This is a genomic window from Pseudomonas sp. DW-iso3 (assembly GCF_058725305.1).
The window spans coordinates 278862-292060 of sequence record NZ_JBZXDZ010000007.1 but is presented as its reverse complement, the minus strand read 5'-3'; the positions used below and the strand labels follow the sequence as shown (position 1 = coordinate 292060).

At 60.5% G+C, this 13199-nt stretch carries 15 protein-coding genes; 9 read left to right on the top strand and 6 right to left on the bottom strand.

Translation table 11 applies throughout. From position 1 onward, the window contains the following. The first annotated feature begins 19 nt into the window (after positions 1-19). The 7 genes from AC4PS7_RS22045 (at position 20) to AC4PS7_RS22015 (ending at position 5504) form a co-directional block, all read left to right on the top strand. Positions 20-1048 (top strand): Rossmann-fold NAD(P)-binding domain-containing protein, encoded by a 1029-nt coding sequence (locus AC4PS7_RS22045; protein ID WP_042571454.1) that lies wholly within the window; start codon positions 20-22, stop codon positions 1046-1048. Between the two features lie 8 nt (positions 1049-1056). Continuing rightward, the gene (locus tag AC4PS7_RS22040) at positions 1057-1818 is read left to right on the top strand and encodes a transporter substrate-binding domain-containing protein (RefSeq protein ID WP_010207056.1); all 762 of its coding nucleotides are present in this window, start codon (positions 1057-1059) and stop codon (positions 1816-1818) included. 65 nt (positions 1819-1883) lie between these two features. Then, positions 1884-2603: an ABC transporter permease gene (locus AC4PS7_RS22035; RefSeq protein WP_106119472.1), complete on the top strand. Its 720-nt coding sequence runs from the start codon at positions 1884-1886 to the stop codon at positions 2601-2603. After that, the gene (locus AC4PS7_RS22030) at positions 2600-3310 is read left to right on the top strand and encodes an ABC transporter permease (protein WP_010207058.1); all 711 of its coding nucleotides are present in this window, start codon (positions 2600-2602) and stop codon (positions 3308-3310) included. The genes AC4PS7_RS22035 and AC4PS7_RS22030 overlap by 4 nt, the downstream gene beginning before the upstream one ends. A gap of 107 nt (positions 3311-3417) precedes the next feature. Then, positions 3418-4143: an amino acid ABC transporter ATP-binding protein gene (locus AC4PS7_RS22025; RefSeq protein ID WP_010207059.1), complete on the top strand. Its 726-nt coding sequence runs from the start codon at positions 3418-3420 to the stop codon at positions 4141-4143. Between the two features lie 79 nt (positions 4144-4222). Further along, entirely contained in the window at positions 4223-4840 is a 618-nt protein-coding gene (locus AC4PS7_RS22020; RefSeq protein ID WP_010207061.1) for a helix-turn-helix transcriptional regulator, read from the top strand. 34 nt (positions 4841-4874) lie between these two features. Further along, positions 4875-5504 carry a glutathione S-transferase N-terminal domain-containing protein gene (locus AC4PS7_RS22015; RefSeq protein ID WP_010207062.1) on the top strand — a complete coding sequence of 210 codons (630 nt, stop codon included), beginning with the start codon at positions 4875-4877 and terminating at the stop codon, positions 5502-5504. 94 nt (positions 5505-5598) lie between these two features. On the opposite strand, the gene creD is transcribed toward AC4PS7_RS22015, so the two are convergent. Genes creD through rloA2 form a run of 4 tightly spaced genes read right to left on the bottom strand, consistent with a single transcriptional unit; the run spans position 5599 to position 9641 of the window. Continuing rightward, entirely contained in the window at positions 5599-6972 is a 1374-nt protein-coding gene (gene creD, locus AC4PS7_RS22010; protein ID WP_010207064.1) for a cell envelope integrity protein CreD, read from the bottom strand. Positions 6973-7023: 51 nt separating this feature from the next. Further along, positions 7024-8463, bottom strand: a complete 1440-nt coding sequence (gene creC, locus AC4PS7_RS22005) for a two-component system sensor histidine kinase CreC (protein WP_010207066.1) — start codon at positions 8461-8463, stop codon at positions 7024-7026. Beyond that, on the bottom strand, positions 8463-9131 hold the full coding sequence (gene creB, locus AC4PS7_RS22000) for a two-component system response regulator CreB (protein ID WP_010207068.1): 669 nt from the start codon (positions 9129-9131) through the stop codon (positions 8463-8465). Before creB ends, creC begins: the two co-directional genes overlap by 1 nt. Positions 9132-9140: 9 nt before the next feature. Further along, a complete protein-coding gene (gene rloA2, locus AC4PS7_RS21995) occupies positions 9141-9641 on the bottom strand; it encodes a retropepsin-like aspartic peptidase RloA2 (RefSeq protein WP_010207070.1) in 501 nt (166 codons plus the stop codon). A gap of 171 nt (positions 9642-9812) precedes the next feature. Here rloA2 and yihG point away from each other — a divergent pair, with 171 nt between their 5' ends. After that, positions 9813-10700 (top strand): 1-acylglycerol-3-phosphate O-acyltransferase, YihG family, encoded by an 888-nt coding sequence (yihG, locus tag AC4PS7_RS21990; RefSeq protein WP_010207071.1) that lies wholly within the window; start codon positions 9813-9815, stop codon positions 10698-10700. On the opposite strand, the gene AC4PS7_RS21985 is transcribed toward yihG, so the two are convergent. Continuing rightward, positions 10697-11269, bottom strand: coding sequence for a DUF2780 domain-containing protein (locus tag AC4PS7_RS21985; protein WP_069672922.1), 573 nt, complete (start codon positions 11267-11269; stop codon positions 10697-10699). The two genes, yihG and AC4PS7_RS21985, sit on opposite strands and share 4 nt — an antisense overlap. Positions 11270-11405: 136 nt before the next feature. Here AC4PS7_RS21985 and AC4PS7_RS21980 point away from each other — a divergent pair, with 136 nt between their 5' ends. After that, entirely contained in the window at positions 11406-11864 is a 459-nt protein-coding gene (locus tag AC4PS7_RS21980) for an anti-sigma factor domain-containing protein (protein ID WP_069672923.1), read from the top strand. A gap of 75 nt (positions 11865-11939) precedes the next feature. Here AC4PS7_RS21980 and fdhA read toward each other — a convergent pair whose 3' ends face one another. After that, positions 11940-13139, bottom strand: a complete 1200-nt coding sequence (fdhA, locus tag AC4PS7_RS21975; RefSeq protein WP_010207077.1) for a formaldehyde dehydrogenase, glutathione-independent — start codon at positions 13137-13139, stop codon at positions 11940-11942. Positions 13140-13199 lie beyond the last annotated feature (60 nt).

Here is a 13199-nt window from a genome sequence, read left to right as displayed (position 1 = left end):
GACCTGCGGGGCAACACCCATGACTCTCCCCATCTATAGCCTTACCGAGTTGCGCACGGTGCTGAAGCGCGACGACATGCTGCGCGTGGTACGCGACGCCTGCATTCAGCATGCCCAAGACAACATCATCAGCGCCAAGTCCGGCGAATTGATGTTCCAGGAGCCTCCGGGGGACTGCCATATCCGGCTTGGCTATTTTCGGGGAGGGCAAACCTTCGTGGTCAAACTGGCCATGGGGTTCTATGAGAACCCCTCCAAGGGGCTGGAAACCAATAACGGGCTAATGCTGGTCTTCAGCTCACAAACCGGCAAGATCGTTGCCCTTCTCAACGACCAAGGCTGGTTGACCAGTTGGCGCACCGCCGCGGCCGGGGCTTTGGCGGCGAAGGCCGGGGCACCGTCACACATCACCGCACTGGGTATTCTCGGCACCGGCCATCAGGCCGAACACCAGGCGCAGTGGGCTGCACACCTGCTGGGGACCGATCGAGTATTCATCTGGGGACGAGACCCGACCAGAGCCACCCGACTGGCAGAGAAACTGGAGCATCACGGTTTGACGGTTTACGTGGCGGCAACGGTGGAGAAGGTGTTCGAGCACTGCAATGTCGTCATTACCTGCACGCCGTCCACTCAGCCGATCGTGCCAGTGTCTGCGGTAAAACCCGGAACCCACATCGTCGCCCTGGGCTCGGACAGCCTGGGCAAACAGGAACTTGACCCGCAAATCCTCTCCTTGGCTCGGGTCATCATGACCGACGACCACCGCCAATGCGCCGAACGCGGTGAACTGGCCCATGCCCTTCGCGCCGGGTTGATCGCCAACACCGCCGACATCTCGCTGGGGCAAGTGCTGGCCGGCAACCTCCCGGGGCGCCTCGGTGCTGACGACATCACCGTCGCCGACCTGACCGGCCTTGCCGCACAGGACATTGCCATCGCCACCCTGGCGGTCGGGTTGGTCCAGGCCATGAAGCCTGGCGATGCGAGCACCGCTACCTGCAACCAGTCCGAATCAACGCCTGAACAAACAATAACAATAGGGTAGGTATTCACATGAAAAAGCTGACGAGCACGATCACCACAGCCACGCTCTGGCTGCTCTGCACTGTCGCGGGCGCGGCACACGCAGAAACACTGCGCATTGCCAGTGAAGGGGCTTATCCGCCGTTCAATTACGTGGATTCAAACAACAGGCTGCACGGCTTCGATATCGACATTGCCAACGCCCTGTGTGAGCGAATGAAGGTCAACTGCACCTTTGTCACCCAGGACTGGGAGGGCATGATTCCCGCCCTGCTGGCGAAAAAATACGATGCGATCGTTGCCTCGATGAATGTCACCGAAGAGCGCAAAAAGAAGATCGCCTTCACCAACCGCTACTACCGCACACCGCTGTCGGTCGCCGTGGCCCATGACTCAGGCATCAGCGACGCCCAGACCAACTTCAAAGGCCTGACAGTGGGTGCCCAGTCTTATTCGACACAAGCCATCTACGCCGAAGAACATTACGCCGAGGCCGGCGCCACGGTGAAGCTCTACCCCTCCCAGGACGAGGCCGCCAGTGACTTGGCAGCCGGGCGCCTGGACGGCGTCATCGCCGACAAATATCCCTTGCTCGCCTGGGTCGCAGGCGCAGGCAAGGACTGCTGCACATTTCTCGGGGACATCGACGGTACCAATACTGACGCGGCCATCGCGGTGCGCCAGGGCGACGTCGAGTTGCGTGAGCGGCTAAACAAGGCGCTGGACGAAATCGTCGCCGATGGCACCTATAAGAACATCTCCAGACGCTACTTCGCCTTCGATATCTATTGACCTGCGGGGCCCGGGCGCTGGCTTCGGGCTCACGTGCAGGCCAAATTTCGCGAGAGGGTTCTGGCATGCTCGAACAACTGTCACTGTTATCTTTCGCCAACGGCGGCTGGGGCTCGGCGCTTCTGGCCGGAGCCTTGGTCACCATCACCCTGGCACTCGCCTGCATCCCGCTCGGTTTACCATTGGGCCTGTTAGTAGCCCTGGCGGCGAGGTCCAAGCGACGCTGGCTACGGACGGGGGCGACGGTATTTTCCACAGTGTTCCGTGGGCTGCCCGAACTACTGACCTTGTTGATCATTTATTACGGCTGCCAGATTGCCGCACAAAGCATGCTCGCAGCCATGGGCTACCAAGGCGAAGTCACGATCAACACCTTCGTCGCGGCCATGATTGCCTTCAGCCTGGTGTTTGCCGCGTTTTCCAGCGAGGTCTGGTTGAGTGCCTTCAAGTCCCTGTCCAAGGGGCAATTCGAGGCCGCGACAATGCTGGGCTTGCCCAAGGGTACGACCCTTCGCAAGGTGGTCCTGCCACAACTGACGCGCATTGCCTTGCCCGGCCTGTCGAATAACTGGCTGTCGCTGCTCAAGGACACGTCCCTGGTTTCAACCATCTCCCTGGTCGACCTTATGCGTCAGACCAGCCTGGCGGTCAGCGTGACCAAAGAACCGATGCTGTTCTACGCCGTGGCCTGTTTCGGCTATCTGTTTTTCTCGGCGTTGTCCGGCCGCGTGTTCAATTTTCTCGAACGATATTTCAGCCGCCACCAACTGAGTGCCAAGCCATGAATATCGAGAGCCTGTTGAGTGCGCTGCTCAACCTGGAACTGTTCGAACGTTACGCCCCGCGTTTTATCGACGGCTTGCTGGTCACCGCAAAACTGGTGGCCATCTCCTTTAGCCTCGGCGCACTCCTGGGCCTGCTGCTTGCCCTGGGACGATTGTCGAGCAACCGTTGGCTGCGCGGCATCACTGGCACCTATATGTACTTCTTTCGCGGCTCCCCGCTGCTCGCACAACTGTTCATGCTGTATTACGGCCTGGGGTCATTCAAAAGCTTCTGGCAAGACGTAGGCCTCTGGTGGTTCTTCCGGGACGCCTGGCTCTGCACGCTGCTGGCCTTCACCCTCAATACCGCAGCCTATCAAGCCGAGATCATGCGCGGCGCCCTGACAGCCGTCGCACCAGGCCAACGCGAAGCGGCGCAAATGCTTGGCCTTTCGCGTTGGGCCACCTTGCAAAAGGTCATCCTGCCGCAGTCGTTACTGGTGGCCGTCGGGCCGCTGGGCAACGAGCTGATCCTGATGATCAAGGCCAGTTCCATTGCCTCGCTGGTGACCCTCTACGACCTGATGGGCGTGGCCAAACTGGCGTTCTCACGCAGCTTCGACTTCCAGATCTACCTTTGGGCGGCGGTGTTGTACCTGGCGATCGTCGAGGTCGTCAGACGCACGCTTAGACGCCTTGAACGGTCACTGAGCAAGCACATCGGGTAGTCAGGCTTCAACATTCCCAACACTGCGGTCCAGAGGGTAAGCCAATGAATTCGAGCATCACCGCTCCAGACAGTCTCTGCCTTCCAGCCCTGCCAACGCGAGAGTCCGTGGTGCAAATCAGTGGATTGAACAAATGGTATGGCAACTTCCAGGTACTTCACGCCATTGACCTCACCGTCAGCCAAGGTGAACGCATCGTCCTGTGCGGGCCATCCGGCTCAGGAAAATCGACCTTGATTCGCTGCATCAGCCGCCTTGAAGTCGCAGATAGCGGGGTTATCCGCGCCTTGGATGCCGACCTCGGAAAACCATCGCCAGCCCGACATAAAGCGCTGCGCGAGATTGGCATGGTGTTTCAGAACTTCAACCTGTTCCCCCACATGACGGTCCTGCAAAACTGCACACTGGCCCCGATGTCGGTTCGCGGTTTCTCACGCAAGCGTGCTGAAGCGCACGCACGGCACTTTCTGGACAAGGTCGGTATCGAAAACCAGGCGAACAAGTACCCCAGTCAACTTTCAGGCGGGCAGCAGCAGCGCGTGGCCATCGCCCGGGCGTTGTGCATGGAGCCGAAAATCATGCTGTTCGACGAACCCACCTCGGCACTCGATCCGGAAATGGTCAAGGAAGTGCTGGACGTCATCGTCACATTGGCCGACACCGGCATGACAATGCTGTGCGTTACCCACGAAATGGGCTTCGCGCGCCAGGTTGCCGAGCGAGTGTTGTTCCTCGATGCGGGACGTATTGTCGAAGACCTGCCCCCGGAGCAATTCTTTACCGCCCCCAAGAGCGACAGGGCTCAAGCTTTCCTGGCGCAGATCCACCACTGAGGGCCGCGCCAACGCACCTGTCAAAGGTGTGGCCGACTCCGTACAATCGTTGCCTCCACCTACCTGTGCTTGGATCGCCATGGCCAGTATCGCCTTCATGAACGCAGCGGCAGACGGCATCGCTGCTCTGCTTTTCCCCGACCTGGAAGCGGTGGTTCACGATGTCCGCAGCGGCTTGATCGTGCACATCGCCAATGGTTTCTCCAAGCGCAAGGTCGGTGACGCATCGCTGATTTGTGACCTTCCGGACCTGGCCCCAGGGCTGGATGTCCTCGGGCCGTATGAGAAAGCCGGCCCCAACAACCGTACGCTACGTTCGATTTCTATCGTTGCCCGCTCGGAGAGCGGCGAAATCGTTGCACTCCTGTGCCTGAACTTCGATGTCACGGCGTTATCGCAGGTGCAAAAGCTACTGAGTGGTTTCGCTGTGGGCCTGCAGCCCCAGGCGCGCCCCGCCCCCTTGTTTAGCGCTGACTGGCGGGAAACACTCAACGACATCGTCGAAAAGATCTCCGTCGAACACTGCGTGCGGCGAGGTGATTTCGGGCGCACCGAAATCATGCTTGTCCTCATACAAGCGCGAGCCAATGGGCTGCTGGACATCCGCAACTTCGTCGATTATTTCGGCGAGTACTTCGAGATCTCCCGAGCGACGGTTTACAACTACTTGAAAGCCATCCCGCAAGAAAACAACTGAACACAGGCCCTACAGCCCTTTCCGAGGAATGCCCATGTCCGCTCCCAGCATGACCTTGTTTCACAACCCCGCTTCACCGTTCGTTCGTAAGGTTCGCGTGCTGCTGGCTGAAACCGGCCAGCAGGGCCGCGTAGCCCTGCATGGCTGCATGCCGACCCCGGTCAACCCGGATGCGCAGGTGGTGCAAGGCAACCCCGTGGGCAAGATCCCGGCCCTGCGCCTGGCCGATGGCACGGTGTTGCACGACAGCCGGGTGATCCTCGATTACTTCGACCACCAGCACGTCGGCAACCCGCTGATCCCTCGCGACGGCTCAGCCCGCTGGCGCCGCCTGACCCTGGCTTCGATGGCCGACGGCATCATGGATGCCGCCGTATTGGTGCGCTACGAAACCGCCCTGCGCCCAGTCGAAAAACAGTGGGACCAGTGGCTCGACGAACAGCGCAAAAAGATCCGCCGCAGCCTGGCTGAATTAGAGACTGACGCGATTGCCGAGCTGACCAGCCACTTCGACATCGCCGCCATCAGCGTGGCCTGCGCCTTGGGTTACCTCGACTTCCGTCATCCGGATCTGCAATGGCGCGTGGATAATCCGCAGCTTGCCGCCTGGTACGCCGACGTCAGCCAGCGCCCTTCGATGCTGGAAACACAACCACCGGCTTGACTGGCTGTAACACGGTCCCCTATGGAGAGCGGGAACAGTTGGTTAATCCTTGCCACCAACCGCGCCTTGATCTGCTGATCCTCACGCAACCCGATCATTGCACCGCCTCCAGGTCAAATGCCAAAGGCTCGGCCGCCTTGCGCTTGCCCACGCCATACCAGTCCAACTTACGTGTCAGCACCATCACCGTGCCCAACAGTCCAAACAGCAGCAACGAGCCCATCAGCAACGCGTAATCCTCGGCACTCAACAGCCCGTACAACAAGCCATACAATGCTGCCAACCCCGCCGAGAAGCCCAGGCCGTGGATGATGCTGCGCAGCACATGGCACACATAGAAGCCAATCAACAACACACAGGCACTGGCAGAGATGAGGTAAGCCAGGGCGAAGCCTATGTGCTCGGACAACGACAGCAACAACAGGTAGAAAAACGCCAGCGCAAACCCCACCAACGCGTATTGGATCGGGTGCACCGCCAGACTCTTGAGCACCTCGAACAGGAAGAAGCCGGCAAAGGTCAGGGCAATGAACAGCAGTGCGTATTTGATCGCACGGTCGCTCTTGAGGTACTGGTCCACCGGGTCGATGAAGTTCACCCCGAAGCTGCGGTTGTTGAAATCATCACAGCCCTGTTTGTCCAGGCAGGTTTGCAGGGCTTGTTCGAGGTTGGTGGAGAAGAACGACGTCTGCCAGTTGGCGGTAAAACCCGTGTCGGTTATCTCGCGTTGTGCCGGCAGAAAGTTACCAATGAAGCTGGGGTGTGGCCAGTTGGAAGCCAGCGATACCTGGCTGGTCTTGCCCACCGGCACCACTTGCAGTTGCTCGGTGCCTTGCAGACGCAGGTCGAAAGCGAAGTCCACGACGTTGGGCTTTTTGCTGTCCTGCTCCGGCAATGTCACGTGCACGCCTTCACCCAGCCAGTCCACCTGGGAGCCCGGTTCGAACTCCAGTTGTTGGCTGCCCAGCTCCAGTTTCAGCGCGTTTTCGATACCGCGAATATCGCTGATGCCCACCGCCAGAAACGCCGGCTCAAAACGGTAATCGGCAAAGTTCTCAGCAATGCCCAATTGCGCAGGTAACTCGAAACGCCCGCTGATGCGGTTGTCGGCGTGGAACAACCGCGCCTGGTAAATGCCCCGTGCGCGCAGTTCGGTCTGCACCTTACCGTCGAGCTCAAATCGATCCGGCAGGAAATACAGACGACCGCGCTCTTCACGGGTGACTTCGTAACGTTTGTTGAGCTTTTCATTGAGCTTCCACTCGCGGACGGTCTTGCGATACGGCACCACCATCACCGGGCCGGTGAGGCGCTGGCTGTAGCTGGAACTGCGAGCAATGTCGTCCAGGACGTTATCGCGAGTGAACTGGCGATCGGCAATGATGCCGTTGATCATCAGCAACGGAATGAGCAATAACAGCATCAGCAGCGCAATCGCGCCAAGTTTGAAAAGCAGGCTGCGGTTCATGGGTCTCTCCCTGTTTTGATGGGAAGAGTCTGGGCAGCCTGTGTGGGGGATTTATGTGGGCAATGTGGAGACTGTGTGGAGATGCAGCACCACCAGCACGCCGCCGTCGACATTGCCGATCTGCAACGCGCCGCCGTGCAACTTCACAACCTCCTCGACAAAGTTGAGGCCCAGGCCGGTGCTTTTGCGCCCACTGGCCGGACGTGGCAGCGAGTAAAAGCGCTCACTCAGGCGTGGCAGGGCGTAGTCGGGAATCGGTGCGGCCTGGTTGAACAGGCATACTTGCACATCGTTGTGTCGCGTCTGCGCGCTGAACCTCAACAGGCCGCCAGGCGGCGTGAAGTCCAGGGCGTTCTCCAGCAGGTTGCCCAGGGCCTGACGCAACAGGAAGGGTTCACCGTACACCTTCACCTGCGCCGCAATCGACTGCTCGACCTGCAACCCGGCGCCTTCGATCCGCGCGCATTGGGCCTTGAGTACCTCATCGACCATGGCCGCCAACGAGATACTCGCCTGCTCTTCCAGGCCCTGGCGCTGTTCGACCTGCGCCAGGTTCAGCAGGCGTTCGATCAACTGCTGCAGGCGCGCACTTTCGCTGTCGATATTGCCGACGAAGCGCTGCTGTTGCTCGCGGCTCATATCACCCTGCAACAGCTCCGCCGCGCCGCGAATCGCGGCCAATGGGCTTTTCAGTTCGTGGGTCAGGGTGTGTACGTAATGTTCGACGTAGGCCTTGCCTTCCAACTGCGTGCGCATGTGCTCCACGGCGGTGGACAGTTGCTTGAGTTCACCCCCGCGGTAATGGGGCAACTCGGCACGCCGCCCCTCGCTGACGGCCTCGGCGTAGGCGGTCAGCCGGCGCAGCGCAACGCTCAGCCACCACGACAGCAGCGCACCCAGCAGCAGGCCCAGAATCACCAAGCCCGCGCCGTACCACAGCAGGCGGCGCTCGGTGCGGTCGACGTACGGTTGCAATGAACTGTTCGGCTTGGCCACGGTGACCACGCCGATGATCTGGCCGTTGTCACGGATCGGCGCGCCCACGTGCATCACCGACGAAGTCGGGTCATCCAGCTCGCTGCGGGTGGAACGCGCACCGTATTCACCGCGCAGGGTCAGGTACACGTCATTCCATTTGGAATAGTCTTGCCCCACCGCCTCGCCCGTGGAGTCGAGCAGCACGGTGCCCTTGGCATCAGTCACGTAGATGCGGTGGTTGACCTGATTCTTCGGCAACCCCCAAATGGTCGCCCCCGGCTGACGGTTGCCGTAGGCCTTGAGCAGTTCCGGCCAGTGGCTTTGGCCGAGGGTGCCGTTCTTCACGTCATTACGCACGATCTCGGCCAGCAGGTTGGCGGTGTCTACCAGGGTTTCTTCGGTGGATTGACGCACACCGGGACGGATTTCCTTCATGACCGTGCTGAGCACAAAGTAGCCGGTCAGGCCGATGAACAGCGCATACACCAGGAAGATCCGCAGCCCCAGGCGCATCAGCTGTTGCCCGGGCTGTAGCTGTAGCCGAGGCCGCGATGGGTCTGGATCGGCTCGGCATCGGCGGCCACGCTGCGCAACTTGCTGCGCAGGCTTTTGATGTGGCTATCGATATTGCGCTCGTAGCCGGCATCCGCCGCCACACCGACGGCATCCAGCAATTGCTCGCGACTGAACACACGCTCGGGTTGTTCCAGCAGGCTTTGCAGCAGGCGGAACTCATGGCGCGTCAGGCTCAAGGGCTGGCCGCGATATGCAATTTGCATGCGCTCCAGATCAACCTGAAACACTGCCGGCGCAGCACCTGGGCCAATGCGTTTAAGGATCGCCCGGACCCGCGCCGTCACTTCCCGTGGGCTGAAGGGCTTGACCACATAATCGTCGGCGCCGATCTCCAGCCCCACCACGCGGTCGATCTCGCCATCCCGCGCACTGAGGAACATCACCGGCACTTCACTGAACCTGCGCAATTGCTTGCAGGTTTCAAAACCCGTGATATCGGGCAGGCCGATGTCGAGGATGATCAGGTCGGCGGGCGTCTGGCGCTGATGCTCAAGCGCCGCCTGACCGAGGGTCAGCCAGGTGGTGGTGAAGCCCTCCCCTTGCAGGGCGAAGATCAGCGTGTCGGCTATCGCCGCTTCGTCTTCGACAATCAGGATATGCGGCATGGTGGTCCGTCAGCAGTCCGGTTTGTCGGCAGTGTAACGACGCGCCGGGTTCACCGCTGCACCGAATTCACGCAAGGCCTTGGCGCCGATCAGCAGCGGGTAGTTAAAGCTGCTGCGATCGGTGAGGTTGACCTCGACGGTGCGCTTGACGTTACCCAGGCACATTTCCAGGTCGATCACCGGGCGTTTGGCCACGGAGGCTTCATCCTTGTCGTCGTCTTCGTCGGCGCGGCTTTTGATCTTGCTGATGCGCGACACCTTGTGTTCGTAGACTTTGTTGGAAGCATCCTTGCCGCCAAGGCGGAAGCGCACCCAGTCGTCGCCGTCACGGGTAAAGGTCTCGATGTCACGGGCCGACAGCGAAGCCGTCAGCGCACCGGTGTCCATCTTGGCCTTGAAGGTTTCACCGATCTCCGGCAACTGGATGTATTCGTAGCGACCGTAGAGGGTCGGTTCGGCGGCCATGACAGGCAGGGCAGCCAGGGCGAGAGAGGCAAGGAGCAGTTTCACGAAGTGATTTCCTCGGAAAGAAGTAGGCGGATTCTAGACCGCAAAAGCCGTCTTTAGTTAGCGTTCAACCCTAGCAGGCACATTGTGAAACATTCGTCCGACGCTTTGTGATTTGGCCTCTAGACTCAGCTTGCTTATCATGGCCCGCCCACCAGATCCCAAGAGTTGCTTATGCGCCGCCTGCTCACCGGCTGTTTTGTTTCACTGCTGCTATTGCTCAATACGCTGATTCTGATCGGCCCGTTGATGGTGTTCGCGCTGCTCAAGCTGGCGGCGCCGGGCCGCTTGCGTGACTACATGTCGTGGGCGGTGATGTGGATCGCCGAGACCTGGGCCGAGATCGACAAGCTGATCTTCTCGCTGTGCATCCCGACCCGGTGGGACATTCGCGGCGGTGAAGACCTGCGCAGCGATACGTCCTACCTGGTGATCAGCAATCACCAATCCTGGGTGGATATCCCGGCGCTGATCCAGGCCCTCAACCGCCGCACACCGTTCTTCAAATTCTTCCTGAAAAAAGAGCTGATCTGGGTGCCCTTCCTCGGCCTGGCCTGGTGGGCACTGGATTACCCCTTCATGAAGCGCTACACCAAGGCCTTCTTGGCCAAGCACCCGGAACTTGCGGGGCAGGACTTGAAGATCACCAAGGAAGCCTGCGAGCTGTTCAAGCGCCAGCCGGTGACGGTGGTCAATTACCTGGAAGGCACGCGGTTCAACGAGACCAAGCGCAAGCAGCAGGATTCACCCTTTACCCGCTTGCTCAAGCCCAAAGCGGGCGGCGTGGCGTTCGTGCTGGCAGCGATGGGTGAACAGCTGGATGCCGTGCTCGACGTGACCGTGGTCTATCCGCAGCAGCAGATTCCAGGGTTCTGGGATTTGATCAGTGGCGCGGTGCCAGAGGTGATCATTGATATCCGCACCCGTGAGCTGGATCCGGCGTTGTGGCAAGGGGATTACGAGAATGATCCGGCGTTTCGCCAGACCGTCCAGAGCTGGGTGAACCAGCTCTGGACGGAGAAGGACGCACGCATCGAGCAACTGCGCGCAGAGCGTTCTTAACTGCCGGTGCCCCAGGCCTGGGCCAGCTTGCCCAGCACCGAGCTGCTGGCGCCCTGGCCGCCCAGGTATTGCAGGATCACCGGGGCAAATTGGCCAATCATGCCACTGTCCATGCCCAAAGCGCTGAAGGCAGTGTTCAGGTCGTTGGTGTTCTTCACGTTGCCCAAAAGGCCGTCCAGGCCGCTGGTCTTGCTGCCACCGGTCTGGCCGAGCATCCCGCTCAAGGCCCCGAGGCTGCCCAATGCGTTGTTGCCCGACAATTGGTCGAGGCCCGGCACGCTATTGCCCAGTTGCGAATAATCGTTACCGCTCAGCTTGTTCTTGGCCAGGCCCAGCATCGCGCCCGTGCCGCCGACGGCTTGTTCAGGGGTGATGTTCAGTTGTGAGGTCAGTGCGCTCAACAAGCCAGCCGTCTCGGACGACGGTGCGGCAGCTGCGGCCTTGTTGTTGCCACCCTGCATGCCGGAAATGGCATTGGCCGCGTCACCAAGGCTGAAGCCTGCGGCAAACACCGGGTCGGCTGCCAGGGTCATCAGGCAGGAAAGGGCGAAACCGCGTGAAATCTTCATCGAAACAACCTCTGGGTATAGGGGTGAAAGCAGGCGTTTGACTGGGCATCCGGCACATTGTTCCAGGTCGGTCGAGGAACCCAATCGGCATACCAGAGTCCATGAAATGACTTCAAGACTTGCCAGGAACAGCCTTATGAGTGCCAGCCGCCCCCCAGTAATTGAACAAAAAAACCCATTCTGGAGCCGCCCGCGCGTGTTCATCGGCGTGTGCGTGGCCATCGTCGCCGGGCTCGGCGGCGCGCTTTATACCCAGGACAGCGTCAAATCCGCCGCGACCCTGGTGACCACCACCCAGCAGCCGGCGGCGCAGATCATGGCGCACAAGGATTACCTCGAAGTCGACCCCATTGCCACGGCGGCACCTGAACCCGACCGCAGCCTGGAACTGTGGGCCATGCCAGAAGGCAGCGCGCCGGTTTCCCTGGGGCTGTTACCGGAGGATGGCAAGGGCATCATTGGATTGAACCCGCGCCAGCAGGCCAGCATTCGCAAGCCGGTGGAATTGATGGTGAGTTCGGAAACTAAGGGTGGGTCGTTGAGCAAGCAGCCCACCGGCCCGACGGTGTACCAAGGCGCACTGGCCTACCGCTGATACTTCAAATACCACAAAACCCTGCGGGAGAGAGCTTGCCCCCCTCCCGCAGGTGGATCTTCGATAGCCTGGGGTTTATGCCGCGCTGAACAACTTATGCGGATCGATCACAAATTTCTTCGGCACACCCGCATCAAACTCGCCATACCCACGTGGCGCGTCATCCAGGCTGATCACCTGCACGCCGACGATCTCGGCAATGTTGATACGGTCCCACATGATCGCCTGCATCAGCTGGCGGTTGTACTTCATCACTGGCGTCTGCCCAGTGTGGAAGCTGTGGGATTTGGCCCAGCCCAGGCCGAAACGAATGCTCAGGCTGCCCATTTTCGCGGCGGCATCGACAGCACCTGGATCTTCGGTGACGTACAAGCCAGGGATACCGATCTTGCCGGCCACGCGCACCACGCCCATCAATGAATTGAGCACGGTGGCCGGTGCTTCGGCCTTGACGCCGTCGTGGCCGTGGCCGCGGGCTTCAAAACCTACGCAGTCGACGGCGCAGTCCACTTCCGGCTCGCCGAGCAACGCGGCGATCTGTTCGTGCAGCGGGGTATCGGTGGACAAGTCGACCACTTCAAAGCCCTGCCCCTTGGCGTGCGCCAGGCGGATAGAGTTGACGTCGCCGATGATCACCACCGCTGCGCCCAACAGGCGGGCTGAAGCCGCAGCGGCCAAGCCCACAGGGCCGGCACCGGCAATGTAAACGGTGCTGCCTGGGCCCACGCCCGCTGTGACGGCGCCGTGGTAGCCCGTCGGGAGAATGTCGGACAGGCACGTCAGGTCGCGGATTTTCTCCATGGCCTTGTCGCGGTCCGGCAGTTTCAGCAGGTTGAAGTCGGCATAGGGCACCAGCACGTATTCGGCCTGGCCGCCGGTCCAGTCGCCCATGTCGACATAGCCGTAGGCGCCGCCGGCACGGGCCGGGTTGACGGTCAGGCACACGCCGGTGTGTTGTTCTTTGCAGGAGCGGCAGCGGCCGCAGGCTACGTTGAATGGTACGGAAACCAGGTCGCCGATTTTCAGGTTCTCGACGTCGCTGCCCTTCTCGATCACTTCACCGGTAATTTCATGACCGAGCACCAGGCCGGTCTGGGCAGTGGTGCGGCCGCGCACCATGTGTTGGTCGGAGCCGCAGATGTTGGTGGAAACCACGCGCAGGATGACGCCGTGCTCAATCTTCCTGCCACGGGGGTCCTGCATTTTGGGATAGTCGATTTTCTGTACTTCGACCTTGCCGCTGCCGAGATACACGACACCACGATTACCAGACATGCTTTCACCTCGCTGTTGTTTTTATGGAACTGCGTTGCCTCTTTGGTTGGGCAGCGCGTT